This window comes from Streptomyces sp. NPDC048269, from assembly GCF_040652395.1.
Classification (GTDB): domain Bacteria; phylum Actinomycetota; class Actinomycetes; order Streptomycetales; family Streptomycetaceae; genus Streptomyces.
Window position 1 is genome coordinate 235503 of sequence record NZ_JBEZLW010000004.1, and the last position, 19512, is coordinate 255014.

The window sequence follows — 19512 nt, forward strand, 5'->3', positions numbered from 1 at the left end:
TGCGTGCTCTGCGGCTTCTGCGGCTTGTCATGGAGACGGCTACCAGCGCACCGGCAGCCGCTTCACTCCCCGGATCAGGGTGCCTGGGATCCACTCGCGCGGGCCGGCGTCCGGGACCTCGGTGAGGTCGGGGAAGCGTTCCAGCAGGGCCCGGATCGCGATGCGGCCCTCCATGCGGGCCAGCGGGGCGCCGAGGCAGAAGTGGATGCCGTGGCCGAAAGCCATGTGGTTCTGGCCGCTGCGGCGGATGTCGAAGACGTCGGGCCCGGTGAACCGGGCCGGGTCACGGTCGGCGCCGGCCAGGGAGACCAGCACGGGCGAGCCGGCCTCGATGAGGGTGCCCCCGATCTCCAGGTCGGCACGGGCGAAGCGGTAGGTGGCGCTCTCCAGCGGTCCGTCGTAGCGGAGCATCTCCTCCACCGCGCCGTCGATCAGCCCGTCCGGATCGGCGCGCAGGGCCGCGAGCTGGTCGGGGTGCGTGAGCAGCGCCCGTACGCCGTTGCCGATCAGGTTGACGGTGGTCTCGTGCCCGGCGACCAGCAGCAGGAACGCCATGCCGATGAGCTCCTCGGGGGACAGCTGGTCGCCGTCCTCGTCCCGGGTCCGGATCAGCGCGCTGAGCAGGTCCTCGCCGGGGGACTCCCGTTTGGTGTCGGTGAGCTCGGCCAGATAGCCGGACATGGCGCGCAGCGCGGCGGTCTCGGACTCGGCGCCCGTCGGCGCGACGATCTCGGTGGACCACTTCCGGAAGGAGCCGCGTTCGAGGTCGGGCACGCCGAGGAGTTCGCAGATGACGGTCATCGGCAGCGGTACGGCGAAGGACGCGATCAGATCGGCGCGACGGTCGGCACGGGCCGCCATCGCGTCGAGCAGCCCGTCGGTGACCTGCTGGACGCGGGGGCGCAGGGCCTCGACCCGGCGGTGGGTGAACTCACGGGCCACCAGGCGGCGCAGCCGGGTGTGGTGGGGCGGGTCGGAGCGGAGCATGTTGGTGCTGAGGGTGGTGGTGGTGCGGTCGGCGTACAGGCCGGCGGTCTGCCAGTTCTTCGACACGTCGGGGTGGGCGAGGGCCTGGCGGGCCTCGTCGTGGCCGACGATCAGCCAGATCTCCTCCCCGTCCGCCGTCTTGATGCGGTGGACGGGGCCGCTCTCCCTCAACCGCGCGTAGTGCGCGTAGGGCTTCTCGTTGAAGTCGTCGGCGAGGTTGCTGATGTCCAGAACTGGCATGGGGGCCAGCGTAGGGCCGCTGTTCACCTCGGACGGGAGCGGTTTCGGACAACGTTCATCCGCCGATGGCGCGGCGTCCCCACGCGGTACCGGCGAGCACGAGGGCCGCGCCCGCGAGGCCGAGGGGGCCGAGGTGCTCGCCGCCGATGGCGATGCCGGCGGCGGCCGCCCACAGCGGCTCGGTGCCGAGCAGCAGGCTGACGCGGGAGGGCGAGGTACGGCGGACGGCCCACATCTGCACGAAGAAGGCGAAGAGGGTGCAGAAGACGGAGAGGAAGACCAGACCGGCCCACTCGGCCGCCCCGAAGCCTGCGGCCACGGCCCACGGGCCGTCCCCGGTCCCGGGCACGCCCGCGAGCAGCGCGAAGACGAGGACGGCGCCGCCGAGCTGGACGGTGGTCAGGGAGAGCGGGTCGGCGTCCTGGACGGCCTTGACGCGGGCCATGAGCAGGACGTGCAGGGTCCGGGCGAGGGCGGCACCGAGCATGAGCAGGTCGCCGGGGCCGGGTGCGGTGAATCCCCCGCCCTGGGTGAGCAGGACGACGCCGGCGATGGAGGTTCCGGCGGCGGCGAGGAAGCCGGCCGGGGGCGTCCGCCTCGTCACCGCGGCCTCGGCGAGCGGAGTGAAGATCATGGTCAGGCTGATGATCAGCCCGGCGTTGGTGGCCGAGGTGTGGACGACCCCGTAGGTCTCCAGCAGGAAGATCCCGCCGAGTACGAGGCCCAGCAGCCCGGCGCCGCGCAACTGCGCGGGGGTCAGCGCCCGCAGCCGCCGCCACCCGGCCACGGCCAGCACGGGCAGGACGAACCCGAAGCGCAGCACGAGCACGCCGATCACGGTCTGCGTGGTCGTGATGCCCTTGGCTGCGAGGTAGCTGCCGCCCCATACGACGGCGACGGCCAGCACGGGCAGGTCGGCGAACCAGGCCCGGCGGGGGGGCGGTGAGTGCGGGCGAGATCACGGTCACGGGGGGCGTCTCCAACGGCGGCAAGCGGGTGGAGACTTCGGCGGCTCGCACGGGTGCGGGCTCACCGTACCGGCGCCGGTCATGACCGGTCGACCCCATTACGGGCCGGCGGTGGCCCCGTTCATTCGTCCAGGAACGAGCCGAAGGTGGCGCGGCCCGTCGGCCGGTAGGTGTGGATGGAGATGCCGCTCGACGTCGTGCGGGAGTCCGTCAGCTCGCAGGCCGTCGGCAGCCCGCCGGTCGGGAACAGCCGGCGCCCGGCGCCGAGGAAGACCGGGTAGACGAGCAGGTTCAGCTCGTCCACGAGGTCGCGGGCCAGCAGCCACTGCGCGAGCTGCCCGCTGCCGTGCACCTGCAGTTCGCCGTCGAGCGCGTCCTTGACCCGGACGATCTCGCTCTGCAGGTGCTCCCCGTCGAGCACGGTGGCCGGGCCCCAGGCGGGCTCCTTGAGCGTGGTCGAGGCCACGTACTTCGGAAGCCTGTTCAGCTTGCCCGCGACCGGGTCGGCGGGGTCGTCGTGCTGCGGCCAGTACGACGCGAAGATCTCGTACGTCCGCCGGCCGAGCAGGAACGCCCCGGTCCGGCCGAAGACCTCGGTGACGAACTCCCCCATGCCCTCGTCCGCGTACGGCACCAGCCACCCGCCGTACGCGAACCCTCCGCTGGTGTCCTCCTCCGGACCGCCGGGGGCCTGCATCACGCCGTCGAGGGTCAGGAAGGTGGTGAGGGTCAGCTTGCCCATGGCTCTGCGCTCCTAGCTCGGTCGTTCCGTACGCAGGTTCAGACTCCCGGGCCGCCGCGGACTCATCGGTGCGGCGCGCGAAGACTCCATGTCCGATTCCCGCCAGCGCCCGATCACCGTCTCGCATTTCAACCATTCAACGGAGGAGGACACCATGAACGGCTCTGTGGCCCTGGTGACGGGCGGCAGCCGCGGAATCGGCGCGGCGAGCGCGCTGCGGCTGGCGGAGGACGGGCTCGACGTCGTGATCACGTACGTCCACGACGCGCCGGCGGCGGCCGAGGTGGTCGGCAAGGTGGAGGCCCTCGGCCGGCGCGGGCTGGCCGTACGGGCCGATGCGGGCGACGCGGCGCAGGCCGTGGCGGCGGTGGAGGAGACCGTACGGGCCTTGGGGCGGATCGACGTCCTGGTCAACAACGCCGGGGTGGGCGTACTCGGGCCCCTCGACGGGCTGGGCCTGGCCGAGGTGGACCGGGTGTTGTCGGTCAATGTCCGGGGGGCGTTCCTGACGGCCCAGGCCGCGGCCGGGCGGATGGGCTCCGGCGGGCGGATCATCACCGTCGGCAGCTGCATGACCCAGCGGGTCCCGGGCCCCGGAGGCGCGCTGTACGCGATGAGCAAGTCGGCGCTGTCCGGGCTGACCAAGGCGCTGGCCCGCGAGCTCGGCGGGCGCGGCATCACCGCGAACCTCGTGCACCCGGGCCCGGTGGACACCGACATGAACCCGGCCGACGGCCCCTACGCGGACCCGCAGGCGGCGATGACGGCCCTCGGCCGGTTCGGCACGGCGCCGGAGGTGGCGGCCATGGTGTCCTTCCTGGCCGGGCCGGACTCCGTGTACGTGACGGGCGCGGAGTTCGCGGTGGACGGCGGCTACGCGGCGTAGCCCTCGCCGGGCCGGCCCTCACCGGTCCATCCCTTCGCGGGCGGGCCCTCGCGGGGCGTGCGGGCAGGTCCGGGGGGAGCGGCCCGGGTCGCGATGAACCGAAGGGGCGCACCGTCGACGGTGCGCCCCTTCGGGCCGTGCGCGCCCCGGGGGTGTCGGCCCCCGGGGCAGTCGGCGGGGTGGTGTCAGCCGCCCAGTTCCTGGTGCCGGGCGGCGTGCGCGGCCGCGCCGGCCTCCGTCAGCGAGCCGTGCAGGCGCAGGCGGGAGAAGCCGCCGTCCGGGAAGATGTCGATCCGGACGTGCGTGCCGACCGCCGGGGCGTCCAGCACGAAGCGGTGGTTGGTGTCGGGCTGCAGGCGGGTGCGCGGCAGGAACTCCGTCCACTCGCCCTCCTCGCCGGTCTTGATCGACAGCGAGGCCCAGCCGGCCGAGTTGCCCTTGAGGTACGCGGTGTCGATCTCGACGGCGCGGATCTCGGACTCGGCGACGAGCTGGTAGCGGATCCAGTCGTTGCCGTTGTCGCGGCGGCGCGCGGTCTCCCAGCCGTCGTCCATCTTGCGGGAGCGGCCCGGGTTGATGGTGTTGGTCGGCGGGGAGTAGAAGCGGTTGGACGCGTCCTGGACCGAGCCGCCGTTCTCCAGCGCGACGACGTCGAAGGTGCCCAGCGTGGCGAGCCAGTTCGGGTCCGGGACGACCTCGCCGTACACGCGCAGGCGGGCGATGCCGCCGTCCGGGTGCTGGTTGACGCGCAGGTGCGTGAAGCGCTGCTCGGCCGTGACCTCGAAGCCGTTGGCCGCGTGGCCGCCGACCGGGGTGCGCGGAACCAGCGTGGTCCACTTGACGTCGTCGCCGAGGAGCTCCTCGGGGGTCGGCGCGAGGGCGCCTTCCCAGTTGGTGCCCTGGATGGAGACGGCCTGCGGCATGTTGCCGCGGAAGTGGGCGGTGTCGACGACGATGCCGCGGATCACGCCGGGAGCGCCGAGGCGGACCAGGGCGTAGTCGTGGTCCTCCGGGGTCGGCCACGGCTGGGTGGCGGAGACGCCGCGGCGACGACGGGTCTCCCAGCCGTCCATGATCTTGCCCTTGTGGCCGAAGTGCTCGGGGTCGAAGTGCGCGGCCTCGGCGATGAGGAGGTTCTCGCGCTGGGCGAAGAACTCGTCGTTGGCGAAGGTGACACCGGCGCCCAGCTCGCGGGCGGCGAGGTTCGCGTACTGGGTGAACGGGAAGTCCGCGGTGCGGTAGTCCGCGTACGGGTCGCCACCCCCGTACGGGTTCGCGTTACCGGTGAAGGAAGCCAGTCCAGTTGAACGCTGTGCCACTGTCAGTTCTGCCTTTCGAGGAGGAGGCCCGTGGGCTCGGTCGGGGTGCCGTGGTCGGCGATCTGCGTGCCGCGCAGCCAGGTGGACTTCACGACGCCGTGCAGGGTCTTGCCCGCGTACGCCGTGACCCGGTTGCGGTGGTGCAGTTCCGCGGGGTCCACGGTGAAGGTCTCTTCGGGCGCCAGGACGGCGAAGTCGGCGTCGCGGCCCACCTCGATCGCGCCCTTCTGCGTCAGACCGGCGAGCTTCGCCGGGGCGGCGGACATCCAGCGGACGACGTCCTCCAGGGTGCGTCCGCGCCTGCGCGCCTCGGTCCAGATCGCCGGGAGCCCCAGCTGCAGGGAGGAGATCCCGCCCCACGCGGTGGCGAAGTCGCTGGTCTTCAGGTCCGCGGTCGAGGGCGAGTGGTCGGAGACGATGCAGTCGATGGTGCCGTCGGCGAGCGCATCCCACAGGAGGTCCTGGTTGGCGGCCTCGCGGATGGGCGGGCAGCACTTGAACTCGCTGGCACCGTCCGGGACTTCCTCGGCCGTGAGGGTGAGGTAGTGCGGGCAGGACTCGACGGTGATCTTGACGCCCTCGGCCTTGGCGGCGGCGATCAGCGGCAGGGCGTCGCTCGACGAGAGGTGCAGTACGTGGATGCGCGCGTTCAGCCGCTTCGCCTGGGCGATCAGGTTCCCGATCGCGGTGTTCTCGGCGTCGCGCGGGCGGGAGGCGAGGAAGTCGGCGTACTTGGGTCCGGGGACGGCCGGGGCCGCGTCCAGGTGGTGCGGGTCCTCGGCGTGCACGATCATCAGGCCGCCGAAACCGGTGATCTCGGCCAGGGAGGCGGCGAGTTGCTCCTGGTCGAGCTCGGGGAACTCGTCGACGCCGGAGGGCGACAGGAAGCACTTGAAGCCGTAGACGCCGGCGTCGTGCAGCGGGCGCAGGTCCTTGACGTTGTCCGGCAGGGCGCCGCCCCAGAAGCCGACGTCCACGTGCGCCTTCGCGCGGGCGACTTCCTGCTTGACGCGCAGGTTGTCGGTCGTGGTGGTGGGCGGCAGCGAGTTGAGCGGCATGTCGAGGATCGTGGTGATCCCGCCGGCCGCGGCGGCTCGGGTGGCCGTCCAGAAGCCTTCCCACTCGGTGCGGCCCGGGTCGTTCACGTGGACGTGGGTGTCGACCAGGCCGGGGAGCAGGACGTCGTCGCCGAAGTCCTCCAGCCGGGCTCCGGCCGGTACCTCGGCCTCGTACGCCAGCACGGCCGTGATCTTCCCGGCGGCGACGGCCACCGAGGCGGCGCGCGTCCCCTCGGGGGTGATGACGCGCGTCGAGCGCAGTACCAGTTCCACAGCCACGTCGGCCACCGGAACCTCCCCATCTACTTCCACAGAGCGAAATTCAACGTTCTGTTGACGGAGTCTTCACGGCGATCCGGAGCCAGTCAAGAGCGCCCGGACGGACCGCTGACACACGCGGACCGCAATTGGAGGTTTCCACAGGATGGAATTAAGATTTCGCCATACAGAATGTAGCTACCGCCACGGGAGGTCGGGAGGGTAACTTCCCGAGGACGTCCGCCACCCGGACAAACCGTCTCTGACCGGCGGGGACGGCATCGCCCCTGCTCTAGGGCCGACGCCGACCGACCGGTAGGCTGATTCCTTGCCTGCCAGCACCGAAAGGACCGCGCCGTGCCGACGTCCAGCGCCAGCACCACCGACGCTTCCGCCAAGCCCACCGCCGCCAGCGGTGGCGTCCAGTCCCTTGAGCGCGCCTTCGATCTGCTCGAACGCATGGCCGACGCCGGGGGCGAAGTCGGTCTCAGCGAGCTCTCCGCCGCGAGCGGTCTGCCGCTGCCGACCATCCACCGCCTCATGCGCACCCTCGTGGCATGCGGCTATGTACGTCAGCAGCCCAATCGACGTTACTCCCTCGGACCCCGGCTGATCCGCCTCGGCGAGTCCGCGTCGCGGCTCCTGGGCACCTGGGCCCGCCCCTACCTCGCCCGGCTGGTCGAGGAGACCGGCGAGACGGCGAACATGGCCCTGCTCGACGGGGACGAGATCGTCTACGTCGCCCAGGTGCCTTCCAAGCACTCCATGCGCATGTTCACCGAGGTCGGCCGCCGGGTGCTCCCGCACTCCACCGGTGTGGGCAAGGCGCTCCTCGCCTACACCCCCGCCGACGAGGTGCGGGCCCTGCTGGCCCGCACCGGGATGCCGGCGGCGACCGAGAAGACCATCACCACGCCCGAGGGCTTCCTCGACGCGCTGGAGCAGGTCCGCAAGACGGGCTACGCGGTCGACGACAACGAGCAGGAGATAGGAGTCCGCTGCCTCGCCGTGTCGGTGCCGAACTCGCCGACCGCCGCCGCGATCTCCATCTCGGGCCCGGCGGGCCGGGTGACCGAGGCGGTGGCCGAGTCCTTCGTGCCGATCCTGCAGGGCGTCGCAGCCGAGCTGTCGGTGGCCCTCTCCAACCAGAGCCCCGCCTAGCACCAGCCCTGGCAGGCAGCCGTACGGAACGGCCCCGGCGCCCCTCGAAACAGAGGGGCGCCGGGGCCGTTCCGTACGCTCGTCGGGACTCCCGTCGGGCGCCGGTCGGGACGCTGTTCAGGAGCCGTTCAGGACGCCGGGACCGGGTCCGGGCTCTGCGTCAGGCGGCCGTCGGCCATCGTCGCCGTGCGGTCCATCCGCTCCAGGTGGGCGTGGTCGTGGGTGACCAGCACCGTGGCCGCCGAGCGCTCGCGGGTCAGCGTGACCAGCAGGTCGAGCACGGCCGCGCCGCGCTCGTGGTCGAGGGCGCTGGTCGGCTCGTCGACCAGCAGCACGGCGGGCTCGTTCATCAGGGCGCGGGCGATGTTGATCCGCTGGCGCTGGCCCCCGGAGAGCTGGTGGGGGCGCTTGTCGGCCTTGTCCGCCAGACCCACCGCGTCCAGCAGTTCCAGCGCGCGCCGGTGCAGCGCCCGTGCGGGCCGGCCCGAGAGGTGGGCCATCACCTGGAGCTGTTCGGCGGCGGTCAGCGAGGCCAGCAGGTTCGGCTGCTGGAAGACGATGCCGATCTCCTCCCGGCGCAGGGCCGACTTCTCGGCGGCGCTCAGCGCGGCGGTGTCCCTGCCCGCGACGACGACCCGCCCGGAGTCCGGGGTGACCAGGGTGGCCGCCACCGCGAGCAGGCTGGACTTGCCGGAGCCGGAGGGTCCGATGACCGCTGTCAGGGTGCCGGCGGGCACTTCCAGGCCGACCGAGTCGAGGGCGGTGAGCCGGGTCTCGCCGTCGGGGTAGGTGAGGGTGACGTCGTGCACGAGCAGGGTCATCGGGCGCTCCCGAGGGCGGTCAGCGGGTCGACGGCGGTGATCCGCCGGATGGACAGGGCCGCGCCCAGCGCGCCGAGCACGATCATGACGGCGGCCGGGACGAGCACGGTGGCGGCGCCGAGGACGAAGGGCACGTTCCCCCCGCTGATCAGCGCGCCGAAGCCGGCGGCGAGCGTCGTGCCCAGCCCGGTGCCGATCGCCAGCATGACCACGGCCTGGCCCAGCGCGTCCTTGAGCAGGTACGGGGTCGAGGCACCCAGTGCCTTCAGGACGGCGATGTCCCCGCTGCGCTGGATGGTCCACACCGTGAAGAAGGCCCCTATCACCAGGGCCGAGATGACGAAGAGGAAGCCGCGCATCAGCTGGAGCGAGCCGTTCTCGGCCTGGTAGGAGCCTATGGCGTCCAGGGCCTGGTCCACGGTCCGGGCCTTGGTGCCGGCGACCCTGTCCCCGGCGGCGAGGTCGGCGGAGCCGCTGGTGGCGAGGGCGATGACGGTGGCGAGGGTGCCCGGGGAGGTGCCGGGGCTGCCGATGCGCTGCCAGTCGTTCAGGTCCATCCAGACGACCGGGGTATGGCTGTAGGCGTCGGTGCCGGAGACCGCGGCGACGGACAGTTCGAGCGGGCCGATCGTGAGCTCGGCGCCCGCGGTGAGGCCGCCCAGCTCCTTCGCGGCCTTCTCGGTGAGGACCACCCGGCCCTGGCCGAGGCCGCTGCCGCGCGGGCCGAGCTTCCCGGCGGCCTCCACACCGAAGACCGAGACCGCCGCGGTGCGCTCACCCGAGGCGGCGTTGGTGGTGCGGATGCCGAGCGGCTCCGCCGACGTCACCCCGGGCCGCCCCCGCCAGGCCTGCCAGGCCTTCTCCTGCACCTGGGAGCTGGTGAAGGACACCTTCTGGTCACCGGCGGGCGCCGCGAAGGCCAGATGGGTGGCGGGCAGCCCGGTGACGGCCGAGATGTTCTCCCGGGCCAGGCCGGAGGTGAGCCCGGACAGCAGGCCGACCAGCAGCGTGATCAGCAGTACGACCGAGCCCATGAGGGCGAACCGGCCCTTCGCGAACCGTAGATCTCTCCATGCGACGAACATGTCCCCCACCTTGGTCGTCCGCGTGGACACAAGGCATCGCGCCACGGTAGCGATCCTCGTGTCGAAGGATGCATACGAACATCAAACTTTTGGTTGACCGGGGGGCGGTCCGGGCCCACTTACGCTGGTCGGGCCATGGCTGCTCTGAATCCTCCCGCTCCTCCCGCTTCCAGCCCCCTCACCCCCGTGTCCAAAGTGCTGCGGCTGTGCCTGCACGCGCTGCTCCTCGGGCTGCTCGCGCTGGCCGCCGGACGGGCCGTCGCCGACTCCACACCCCGGGCCGGCTGGGTCGTCGCCGCCTGCGCGGCCCTGGCCGCCGTGTACGCGGGCGGCGTACGGGCCCCCGCCGTGCACACGTCGCCGCGCGCCGGGGCGGTGTGGCTGGCCGCGCTGGGCGCGGTCTGGGCGGCCCTGCTGGCGGTCTCCCCCGACGGGCTGTGGATCGCCTTCCCCCTGTACTTCCTGGAGCTGCACCTGCTGCGTCTGCGCTGGGGGGTCGCGGCCGTCGCGGTGACCGCCTGCGCGGCCATCGGCGGCTTCCTCGTGCACAGCAGCGCCGTCACGCCCGGGGCGTTCCTCGGTCCGCTGCTGGGCGGGGCCGTGGCGGTGGCCACCGTACTGGGCTACCAGGCGCTGTACCGCGAGAGCGAACGGCGCCGCCGGCTGATCGAGGAGCTCATCACGACACGCGCGGAGCTGGCCGCCGCCGAGCGGGGCGCGGGGATCCTGGCCGAACGGGAGCGGCTCGCCCGGGAGATCCACGACACCCTGGCTCAGGGACTCTCCTCGATCCAGCTGCTGCTGCGGGCCGCCGAGCGGACGCTGCCCGTGGACTCGCAGGCCGCGGCGCACATCGCGCGGGCGCGGGAAGCCGCCCAGGAGAACCTCGCCGAGGCGCGTCGCTTCGTACGGGCCCTCACCCCGCCGGATCTGGAGCACGGGTCGCTCGCCGCCGCGCTGGAACGGCTGTGCTCGGGGGCGCCGGGGCCGCGCGTGCGGTTCTCGCTGAGCGGCAGGCCGCGCGTGCTGCCCACCCCGTACGAGGTGGCGCTGCTGCGGATCGCGCAGTCGGCGCTGGCCAATGTGGTGCGCCACGCGCGGGCCGGGCGGGCCGAGATCACGCTCACCTTCATGGACGCCTCGGTCACGCTCGACATCGTGGACGACGGGCAGGGCTTCGACCTCTCCTCCGCCCCGTCGGGCGAGGGCGGCTTCGGCCTGCCGGCGATGCGCTCGCGCGCCGAGACGCTGGGCGGGCTGTTCACCGTGGAGTCCGGCTACGGCCAGGGCACCGCCGTGGCCGTCACCCTGCCCCTGCCCCTGGAGGCCTCCTGATGACCATCCGGCTGCTCCTCGCGGACGACCACCCGGTCGTCCGGGCCGGACTGCGCGCCGTGCTGGACACCGAACCGGACTTCGCGGTGGTCGCCGAGGCGGCGACCGCCGAACGGGCGGTGGAACTGGCGGCCGGCGAGCCGGTGGACGTGGTCCTGATGGACCTCCAGTTCGGGTCCGGAATGCACGGCTCCGAGGCGACGGCCCTGATCACGGCCCGCCCGGGAGCGCCCCGGGTGCTGGTGCTGACCACGTACGACACGGACGCGGACATCCTGGCGGCCGTGGAGGCGGGCGCCTCGGGCTACCTGTTGAAGGACGCCCCGCCGGAGGAACTGGCCGCGGCGGTACGCACGGCCGCGGCGGGCCAGTCGGCGCTGGCCCCGGCGGTGGCGCTGCGCCTGATGGACCGGATGCGGACTCCGGCGGAGGCGCTGACGAAGCGCGAGCTGGAGGTGCTCCAACTGGTCGCGGACGGCCTGTCGAACCAGCAGATCTCCAAGCGTCTCTTCCTCAGCCAGGCCACGGTCAAGTCCCACCTGGTACACGTCTACGCGAAGCTCGGCGTCGACTCCCGCACCTCCGCGGTCGCGGCCGCCGCCACCCGCCGCCTGATCCGCACGCCGTAGCGGTCGGGCCGCCGGCCGGCCGCCGAAGCCGTGCGGGGACGGCCGGTGGCCCCGCGCCGACGGGAGGGTGGAGGGTCCCGTGCCGCCCGGACGGCCTACGCCACCCAGTGCGGCCGGTCCACCGCCGGGGTCAGCGGGACGCCGTCGTGGAAGGCCTGCGCGAGGAGCCGTACGCCCTCGTCCAGGCGGTCGGCGGGCAGGGTGTACGGGATCCGCAGCCGGTGCTCGAAGGTCCCCGGGTCCACTCCGAAGCGGGCGCCGCGCCCGATGTGCACACCGGCGGCCGCGGCCCGCTCCCCCAGCGCGGAACTGACGGGCTCGCCAAGGTCTACCCAGAGGGACAGACCGCCGGGCGGTAGCTGCCAGGACCATTCCGGGGTGTACCGCTGGAGGGCCTGCACCAGGGCCTCGCGCTGGATCCGCAGCTGCGCGAGGCGCGCGGGCAGGGCCCGGTCCAGGCTCTCCATCAGCGGGAGCGCGAGCAACTGGTCGAGTACCGAGCCGGTCATGTCGGCGGAGACCCGTACGGCCGTCAGCTCTGTGATCATCTTCGCGGTGGCCCGGATCCAGCCCACCCGCAGGCCGCCCCAGTGCGTCTTGCTGAGCGAGCCGATGGTGATCACGTGGTCGGCGCCGCCGCGCGGGGCGAGCGAGGCCATGGGCGCGGGCGTGGGAACGTCCAGCGCGATGTCGGCGATCGTCTCGTCGACCACCAGCCAGGTCCCGGTGGCCCGGGTGGCCGCGAGCAGCCGCAGCCGCTGCTCCGGCGGCATCAGCAAGCCCGTCGGGTTGTGGAAGTCGGGGATCACGTACGCCAGCCTCGGCACCAGCTGCCGCAGGGTGGACTCGGCTATCTCCATGTCCCAGCCCGCGTCGGAGACGGCGATGGTCCCGGTGCGCAGCCGCGCGTGGCGCAGCGCGTCGAGGGCGTTGGCGTAGGTCGGGTTCTCGGTGACGACCCGGTCCCCGGCCCGGCAGAGCAGGGCGACGACCAGCGCGAAGGCCTGTTGGGCGCCGGCCGTGACCAGGATCTGCTCGGGGCGGGTGGGCAGCCCGCGCCGGGTGAAGCGCTCGGCGATCGCCGTCCGCAGGTCGGGCATGCCGAAGGGGTGGTAACCGGGCGAGCGGGCGAGCCCCGGCAGCCGGGGCGCGGCCCAGGCCAGGGCCTCGGCGAGGCTGCCGTCCGGGGCGCCCATGGCGGCGATGGCGAGGTCGATCCCGGTGTCCCCGTCGGCGCTGTAGCCGCCCGCCCCGACGATCGCGTGCGCGCCGACCGGCCGGTGGCCTTCGGGGAGTTCGGTCCAGGTGCCGGAGCCGCGGCGGCTGCGGACGTAGCCGCTCTCGCGCAGCAGGTCGTAGGCGCCGGTGACGGTGGCCCGGCTGGCCCCGACCGCTTCGGCGAGCTCGCGCTCGGCGGGCAGCCGTACGTGCAGGGCGACGCGGCCGTCGAGGATCAGCGTGCGCACGGCGTCGGCGAGCGCCCGGTAGCCGGGGCGGGCCAGCACCTCGGCGGGGAGCAGGGCCGCGAGCTGGCGGCTGCCGATGGTTCTGTCCGCTGTGTGGACCACTCGCCCGTTCGCCATGCCAACCTCCCCTGATTGGCTCTGACGGCCAGGCCAATCGGGGACCAGACTCGCTGTATTGGCCCCCGATTGGCAAGGAGCTTCCGCGATGCTTACCGACCGTGACGAACGAGCCCTGCTGGCTGCCACCGAGAACCGGATCTCCCGGCCGGTAAGGGCCGCGGCCGCACTGGCCGCCGTACGCCTCGCCCTGACCCGTGAAAGACGGCCGGGCACACGGGACCAGGAGCGAGAATCGGTGGCATGTCATCCCACACGGACCCGGGCGACCACACCACCGGCCGGAACGCTCCGCCAGTGATCGCGGGCCTCCTCCTGGCGGCCGGCGGCGGACGGCGGCTCGGCGGCCGGCCCAAGGCCCTGCTCCCCTACCGCGGCCGCCCGCTGGTGGAGAACGCCGTACGGGTGCTGCGCGAGGCGGGCTGCGGCCCGGTGCACGTGGTGCTCGGCGCCTCGGCGTCCGAGGTCCGCGAGCGCGCGGACCTGGCCGGCTGCGTGGTCGTGGACAACCCCGAGTGGGCCGAGGGCATGGGCTCGTCCCTGCGGGTCGGCCTCGCCTCCCTGGCCGGTACGGGCGCCCGCGCGGCCCTCGTCTCGCTGGTGGACCAGCCGGGCATCGGGCCGGCGGCCGTGGCCCGGGTACGGGAGGCGTACCGCTCCCCGGAGAGCCTGGTGGCGGCGGCCTACGACGGGGAGCGTGGCCACCCGGTGCTGTTCGGCGCGGACCGGTGGGCGGACATCGCGGCGACGGCGACGGGCGACAAGGGCGCGCGGGTGCACCTCACGCGACACGCGGACGAGCTCATGCTGGTGGAGTGCGCGGACATCGCGGAGGCCTACGACATCGACACCCCGCCCGACCTGGCCCGGCTGCTCTGAGCGCGGCGTAACGAGAGTGGCACTGAGGGCCACCGGCAACCGGAATCTGTCGACTCGGAGAATCTCGACATCAACAAACCATTGAACTTCCACCATGAGGAAATTACTATCCACTGGTCAGAAGCGCCCTGAATCCCAGACGGCGCCCCGCGACCGTATTCCGGAACTCTCCACACCCGACGGCACTGCGTGCCGTCTCGCGCGAGCATTCCCCCGCGGCCGCAAGGCACCGCCGCTGAAGGAGTGACAGATATGTCCGCACCAGCGCCGTCCCCGCTGGCCATCGTCGCAGCCGAGCCCCTGCCCCGGCAGGACGAAGTCCTCACCGAAGCGGCCCTCGCCTTCGTGGCCGAGCTGCACCGGCGGTTCGCCCCCCGCCGGGCGGAGCTCCTCGCCCGTCGCGGCGAGCGCCGCGCCGAGATCGCCCGGACCTCCACCCTCGACTTCCTCCCGGACACCGCACAGGTCCGCGAGGGGGACTGGAAGGTGGCCCCGGCGCCGGCCGCGCTGAACGACCGCCGTGTGGAGATCACCGGTCCGACGGACCGCAAGATGACCATCAACGCCCTGAACTCGGGCGCCAAGGTCTGGCTCGCCGACTTCGAGGACGCCTCCGCTCCCACCTGGGAGAACGTCGTCCTTGGCCAGCTCAACCTCATCGACGCCTACGAGCGCCGCATCGACTTCACCGACGCGCGCACGGGCAAGTCGTACGCCCTGGGGCCCGCCGACCAGCTCGCCACCGTCGTGATGCGGCCGCGAGGCTGGCACCTGGAGGAGCGCCACCTGCAGTTCGAGGGCGGCCCGGCCTCCGGCTCGCTCGTGGACTTCGGCCTGTACTTCTTCCACAACGCCAAGCGTCTGATCGACCTCGGCAAGGGCCCGTACTTCTACCTGCCGAAGACGGAGTCGCACCTGGAGGCGCGTCTCTGGAACGACATCTTCGTCTTCGCCCAGGACTACGTCGGCATCCCGCAGGGCACCGTCCGCGCGACGGTCCTGATCGAGACGATCACCGCCGCGTACGAGATGGAGGAGATCCTCTACGAGCTGCGCGACCACGCGGCCGGCCTGAACGCGGGCCGCTGGGACTACCTCTTCTCCATCGTGAAGAACTTCCGTGACGGCGGCGAGAAGTTCGTCCTGCCGGACCGCAACGCGGTGACGATGACGGCGCCGTTCATGCGGGCGTACACCGAACTCCTCGTCCGCACCTGCCACAAGCGCGGCGCGCACGCCATCGGCGGCATGGCGGCCTTCATCCCGTCCCGCAAGGACGCCGAGGTCAACAAGGTCGCGTTCGAGAAGGTCAAGGCCGACAAGGACCGCGAGGCCGGCGACGGCTTCGACGGCTCCTGGGTCGCCCACCCCGACCTGGTCCCGATCGCGATGGCCTCCTTCGACGCGGTGCTCGGCGACAAGCCGAACCAGAAGGACCGCCTGCGCGAGGACGTCTCGGTGGCCCCGGGCGAGCTCATCGCGATCGACTCGCTGGACGCGAAGCCCACGTACGAGGGCCTGCGCAACGCGGTCCAGGTCGGCATCCGCTACATCGAGGCCTGGCTGCGCGGCCTGGGCGCCGTCGGCATCTTCGGCCTGATGGAGGACGCGGCCACCGCCGAGATCTCGCGCTCGCAGATCTGGCAGTGGATCAACGCCGGCGTCGTCTTCGAGAACGGCCTGACGGCGACGGCCGAACTGACCCGCGAGATCGCGGCGGCGGAACTGGCCGCCATCCGCGCCGAGGTCGGCGAGGAGGCGTTCGCTGCCGGGAAGTGGCAGCAGGCCCACGACCTCCTCCTCCAGGTCTCCCTGGACGCGGACTACGCGGACTTCCTCACCCTCCCCGCGTACGACCAGCTGCTCGGCTGATACCCCGCTTCCGGCTGAAACGCACAGCAGTCGGACATCCCCGGCTCCGCCCCCGCTGCCTCCAGGCAGCGGGGGCGGAGCTGTTTTCCGGGCACCGAGCCGAACGACCGATCGGTTGTTACTTGTTCGTAACTTACCTGTACCTAGCGGTAACAAGTGGGGCCGTGTCACCTTTCCGATGCCACCGGCCGGCGGTACCCCCACTTTTCCAGCCATGCACCGGACTTGCCCCTGGGCTTCGGCATGGCCTACCGCAGGAGTTCCGCAGTGATCGGATTCCGCAACGTCAGCAAGGACCGGACCCGCCGTCGCGTGCGACGACTGGCGGGGGCCGGGATGGTCCTGCCGCTCGCCGTCAGCGCGCTGGTGGCGGGAGGCGCCGGCACCTCGGCGGCCAGTACCGGGAGCGGGCCCACCGCCGTGGTGTCCATGGGCGACAGTTACATATCCGGCGAGGCCGGGCGCTGGAAGGGCAACAGCCTGACCAACAGCGGAAACCGGAACGGGACCGACCGGGGCTGGGTCACCGGCAGCACCTACGATCCCGGCAAGGTGTACGGGACCACGGCGGGCGGGTGCCACCGCTCCGACTCCGCCGAGGTGCGCAGCGCCGGGGCGATCGCCGACGTCGCCGTGAACCTGGCCTGCTCCGGGGCCACTTCCGAGAACGTGTTCCGCGCCTCAAACGGCGGGGTGGCCTTCAAGGGCGAGGCCCCGCAGGCCGATCAGCTCGCCGCCGTGGCCGCGAGCCACGACGTCAAGGTCATCGCGCTGTCCATCGGCGGGAACGACCTCGGCTTCGCCGACATCATCAAGGACTGCGCGTACGACTTCATCCTGTGGAACTCGTACTGCTACGACGACCAGCAGTACGGCGTGGACCAGAAGATCGACCAGGTCATGGCCAACGTCGGGAAGTCCGTGGACGAGGTGCGGGCCGTCATGCGCGGGGCCGGGTACGCCGATTCCTCCTACCGGATCGTGCTGCAGTCCTACCCGTCGCCGATTCCCCGCGGGGCCGAGAACCGGTACACCCAGAGCGACTGGAGCCGCCTCAACACCGGCGGCTGCCCCTTCTGGAACAGGGACTCGGACTGGGCGCGGGACTCGCTCGTCCCGCAGATCGCGGGCCGTATCAAGGGTGTCGCCGCCGCCAAGGGCGTGCAGTTCCTGGACCTGCGGGACATGCTCCAGGGCCGCGAGGTGTGCGCCAAGGCCAGCAAGCAGGTGAGCTCCACGGTCCCCGCCTCGGCGAAGACCAGCGAGTGGGCGCGCTGGATCGACAACAACGAGTCGCAGGGCCTGATCCAGGAGTCCATGCACCCGAACTACTTCGGACAGCTGGCCGTGGGGCGCTGCCTCGCCCTGGCCGTCGCCCAGCCCGCGAACTCCGGCGCCAGCTGCAAGAACACCGCCGGAGCCGACCAGAGCGGGATGTACCTGACCCCCGCGCCGTAGCGGCGAAAACCGGATGACCGAAAGGGTACGGGCTGCCATGCTCTCGGGCATGGCAGCCCGTACCGCACGACCCAGTCTGTACATCTCCGTCGACATCGAGGCCGACGGACCCATTCCCGGGCCGTACTCGATGATCAGCTTCGGGGCGGCAGTCGCCGGGCGGCAGGACGGCGGTTCGTATACGGCTGCTGATCCCGAACAGAGCACGTTCTACCGCGAGTTGCGGCCCATCAGCGAGGAGTTCGTACCCGAAGCCCTTGCCGTGAGCGGGCTGGACCGGGACCGGCTGGCCCGGGAGGGTGCCGATCCGCAGACGGCCATGGCGGAGTTCCGTACATGGGTGCGCGAGGTCTCCGCCGGCGCGCAGCCCGTGATGTGCGGCTACCCGGCCTCCTTCGACTGGACCTTCCTGTACTGGTACTTGATGCGGTTCGGCGGCGACAGCCCCTTCGGCCACTCCGGATGCCTGGACATGAAGACCCTCTACGCGACGAAGGCGCGCGTCCCTCTGCGAGCCGCGGTCAAGGGGCGGATGCCGCGCGAACTGCTGTCACGGCGGCGGCACACGCACCACGCGCTGGACGACGCGATCGAGCAGGCCGATTTGATGAGCAACCTGATGCTCTGGCAGCCCTGACCACGGCGTACGGCGGTGTGGACGCCACACCCGCAGTGGGTGGCGTCCGCACCGCCGTACGGCCGGTCAGTGCACCGGGACCGGATCCGGGGCGGCCGCGGCCGCGCCCTTGCCGGCGCCGAGGTGGTTGAAGGCGAGGTTGAGCAGGATCGCCACCACGCAGCCGGTGCTGATGCCGGAGTCGAGGACGACCAGCAGGTCCTTCGGGAAGGCGTGGTAGAACTCCGGCGCGGCGATGGGAATCAGGCCGATGCCCACCGAGGCGGCGACGATCAGCGCGTTCTCGCCCTTCTCCATGGCCGCGCCGGCCAGGGTCTGGATGCCGCTCGCCGCGACCGAGCCGAAGAGCACGATGCCGGCGCCGCCGAGGACGGGCAGCGGGACGACGCCGATGACGGAGGCCGCCATCGGGCACAGGCCCAGCAGGATCAGGATGCCGCCGCCGGCGGCGACCACGAACCGGCTGCGGACCTTGGTCATGGCGACCAGTCCGATGTTCTGGGCGAAGGCGCTGCACATGAAGCCGTTGAAGAGCGGGCTGATCGCGCTGCCGAGGGTGTCGGCGCGCAGGCCGCCCTCGATGGTCTTCGCGTCCGCCGGGCGGCCGACGATCTTGCCCAGCGCCAGGATGTCGGCGGTGGACTCGGTCATGCAGACGAGCATGACGATGCACATCGAGACGATCGCGGCGACCTGGAACTGCGGAGCACCGAAGTGGAACGGGGTCGGGAAGCCGATCACCGAAGCGTTCTTGACGGCGTCGAAGCTGGTCATGCCCAGCGGGAGGGCGATCAGCGTGCCCGCGACCAGGCCGAGCAGAATGGATATCTGCTGGAGGAAGCCGCGCAGGAACTTGCGCATCAGCAGGACCGTGACCAGGGTGACCGCCGCCATGCCGATGTTCTTCATCGAGCCGTAGTCGGTGGCGGTGCGGTTCCCGCCCTGCGACCAGTTGAAGGCGACGGGCAGGAGCGAGACGCCGATCAGGGTGATGACCGTACCCGTCACCACCGGCGGGAAGAAGCGGACGAGTTTGCCGAAGTAGGGGGCGGCGAAGAAGCCGAGGACTCCGGCGACGACGATCGCGCCGAAGATGACCGGGATGGCGTCCGCCCCCTCCCCCTTGCCGATCGCGATCATCGGGGTCACACCGGCGAAGGAGACGCCGTTGACGAAGGGGAGTTTGGCGCCGATCTTCCAGAAGCCGAGGGTCTGGAGAAGGGTCGCGAGCCCTGCGGTGAAGAGCGAGGCGCCCATCAGGAAGGCGGTCTCGGTGGCGGAGAGGCCGACGGCAGGGCCGACGATCATGGGCGGGGCGACGACACCCGCGTACATGGCGGCCACGTGCTGGAGGCCGCTCGTGAACATTTTCAGCGGAGGAAGGGTCTCGTCGACCGGGTGCCTCTCCTCCGGTACTGCGACTGCATCTTTTCGAAACCTGGGCGTTGCGGCCACGGCTTCCTCCGGTCGGTTAACACGTCGGCAGGGACATGGGTGTCTTGGAGGTGGTGCGAAAGCTGTGCGAGTCGAGCCGTATTCAGTTGTGAGGACACATGCAGAAACGATTCGCCCGAGTCGGTTCCGCAGCAAACAA

General features: G+C 71.9%; 17 protein-coding genes. 8 read left to right on the plus strand and 9 right to left on the minus strand.

Features of this window, described 5'->3' with window-relative positions; genetic code table 11:
- Positions 1 to 39: 39 nt before the first annotated feature.
- The 3 genes from AB0D48_RS06710 to AB0D48_RS06720 all read right to left on the minus strand — a co-directional run bounded on the left by AB0D48_RS06710 (position 40) and on the right by AB0D48_RS06720 (position 2937).
- Positions 40 to 1227 carry a cytochrome P450 gene (locus AB0D48_RS06710; protein ID WP_362391510.1) on the minus strand — a complete coding sequence of 396 codons (1188 nt, stop codon included), beginning with the start codon at positions 1225 to 1227 and terminating at the stop codon, positions 40 to 42.
- Between the two features lie 55 nt (positions 1228 to 1282).
- Positions 1283 to 2134, minus strand: coding sequence for a DMT family transporter (locus AB0D48_RS06715; RefSeq protein ID WP_362391512.1), 852 nt, complete (start codon positions 2132 to 2134; stop codon positions 1283 to 1285).
- A 182-nt stretch (positions 2135 to 2316) separates the two neighbouring features.
- Positions 2317 to 2937 (minus strand): dihydrofolate reductase family protein, encoded by a 621-nt coding sequence (locus AB0D48_RS06720; protein WP_362391514.1) that lies wholly within the window; start codon positions 2935 to 2937, stop codon positions 2317 to 2319.
- A 154-nt stretch (positions 2938 to 3091) separates the two neighbouring features.
- On the opposite strand from AB0D48_RS06720, the gene AB0D48_RS06725 reads away from it, so the two are divergent.
- The gene (locus tag AB0D48_RS06725; protein WP_362391516.1) at positions 3092 to 3823 is read left to right on the plus strand and encodes an SDR family oxidoreductase; all 732 of its coding nucleotides are present in this window, start codon (positions 3092 to 3094) and stop codon (positions 3821 to 3823) included.
- A 185-nt stretch (positions 3824 to 4008) separates the two neighbouring features.
- On the opposite strand, the gene alc is transcribed toward AB0D48_RS06725, so the two are convergent.
- Positions 4009 to 5142, minus strand: coding sequence for an allantoicase (alc, locus tag AB0D48_RS06730; RefSeq protein ID WP_362391518.1), 1134 nt, complete (start codon positions 5140 to 5142; stop codon positions 4009 to 4011).
- Positions 5143 to 5144: 2 nt separating this feature from the next.
- Positions 5145 to 6488 carry an allantoinase AllB gene (gene allB, locus AB0D48_RS06735; RefSeq protein ID WP_362391520.1) on the minus strand — a complete coding sequence of 448 codons (1344 nt, stop codon included), beginning with the start codon at positions 6486 to 6488 and terminating at the stop codon, positions 5145 to 5147.
- Positions 6489 to 6815: 327 nt separating this feature from the next.
- On the opposite strand from allB, the gene AB0D48_RS06740 reads away from it, so the two are divergent.
- The gene (locus AB0D48_RS06740; protein WP_362391522.1) at positions 6816 to 7619 is read left to right on the plus strand and encodes an IclR family transcriptional regulator; all 804 of its coding nucleotides are present in this window, start codon (positions 6816 to 6818) and stop codon (positions 7617 to 7619) included.
- A gap of 128 nt (positions 7620 to 7747) precedes the next feature.
- Here AB0D48_RS06740 and AB0D48_RS06745 read toward each other — a convergent pair whose 3' ends face one another.
- Both AB0D48_RS06745 and AB0D48_RS06750 read right to left on the minus strand, forming a co-directional pair.
- Positions 7748 to 8440: an ABC transporter ATP-binding protein gene (locus AB0D48_RS06745; RefSeq protein WP_362391524.1), complete on the minus strand. Its 693-nt coding sequence runs from the start codon at positions 8438 to 8440 to the stop codon at positions 7748 to 7750.
- Positions 8437 to 9525, minus strand: coding sequence for an ABC transporter permease (locus tag AB0D48_RS06750; RefSeq protein WP_362391526.1), 1089 nt, complete (start codon positions 9523 to 9525; stop codon positions 8437 to 8439). Before AB0D48_RS06750 ends, AB0D48_RS06745 begins: the two co-directional genes overlap by 4 nt.
- A gap of 135 nt (positions 9526 to 9660) precedes the next feature.
- Here AB0D48_RS06750 and AB0D48_RS06755 point away from each other — a divergent pair, with 135 nt between their 5' ends.
- Both AB0D48_RS06755 and AB0D48_RS06760 read left to right on the plus strand, forming a co-directional pair.
- Positions 9661 to 10860 carry a sensor histidine kinase gene (locus tag AB0D48_RS06755; RefSeq protein WP_362391528.1) on the plus strand — a complete coding sequence of 400 codons (1200 nt, stop codon included), beginning with the start codon at positions 9661 to 9663 and terminating at the stop codon, positions 10858 to 10860.
- Positions 10860 to 11489 (plus strand): response regulator transcription factor, encoded by a 630-nt coding sequence (locus AB0D48_RS06760; protein WP_362391530.1) that lies wholly within the window; start codon positions 10860 to 10862, stop codon positions 11487 to 11489. Before AB0D48_RS06755 ends, AB0D48_RS06760 begins: the two co-directional genes overlap by 1 nt.
- Before the next feature lie 95 nt (positions 11490 to 11584).
- On the opposite strand, the gene AB0D48_RS06765 is transcribed toward AB0D48_RS06760, so the two are convergent.
- Complete coding sequence (locus AB0D48_RS06765; protein WP_362391531.1) at positions 11585 to 13072, minus strand: PLP-dependent aminotransferase family protein; 1488 nt, start codon at positions 13070 to 13072, stop codon at positions 11585 to 11587.
- A 243-nt stretch (positions 13073 to 13315) separates the two neighbouring features.
- On the opposite strand from AB0D48_RS06765, the gene AB0D48_RS06770 reads away from it, so the two are divergent.
- The 4 genes from AB0D48_RS06770 to AB0D48_RS06785 all read left to right on the plus strand — a co-directional run bounded on the left by AB0D48_RS06770 (position 13316) and on the right by AB0D48_RS06785 (position 17918).
- Positions 13316 to 13951 (plus strand): nucleotidyltransferase family protein, encoded by a 636-nt coding sequence (locus AB0D48_RS06770; RefSeq protein WP_362391533.1) that lies wholly within the window; start codon positions 13316 to 13318, stop codon positions 13949 to 13951.
- Between the two features lie 252 nt (positions 13952 to 14203).
- Positions 14204 to 15823, plus strand: a complete 1620-nt coding sequence (gene aceB, locus AB0D48_RS06775; RefSeq protein WP_362391535.1) for a malate synthase A — start codon at positions 14204 to 14206, stop codon at positions 15821 to 15823.
- A gap of 267 nt (positions 15824 to 16090) precedes the next feature.
- Positions 16091 to 17281 carry a GDSL-type esterase/lipase family protein gene (locus AB0D48_RS06780; RefSeq protein ID WP_362391538.1) on the plus strand — a complete coding sequence of 397 codons (1191 nt, stop codon included), beginning with the start codon at positions 16091 to 16093 and terminating at the stop codon, positions 17279 to 17281.
- 49 nt (positions 17282 to 17330) lie between these two features.
- Positions 17331 to 17918: a 3'-5' exoribonuclease gene (locus tag AB0D48_RS06785; protein WP_362391540.1), complete on the plus strand. Its 588-nt coding sequence runs from the start codon at positions 17331 to 17333 to the stop codon at positions 17916 to 17918.
- A 66-nt stretch (positions 17919 to 17984) separates the two neighbouring features.
- Here the strand turns inward: AB0D48_RS06785 and AB0D48_RS06790 are convergent, their stop codons facing one another.
- Positions 17985 to 19373 carry a nucleobase:cation symporter-2 family protein gene (locus AB0D48_RS06790; RefSeq protein ID WP_362391542.1) on the minus strand — a complete coding sequence of 463 codons (1389 nt, stop codon included), beginning with the start codon at positions 19371 to 19373 and terminating at the stop codon, positions 17985 to 17987.
- Between the last annotated feature and the right edge of the window lie 139 nt (positions 19374 to 19512).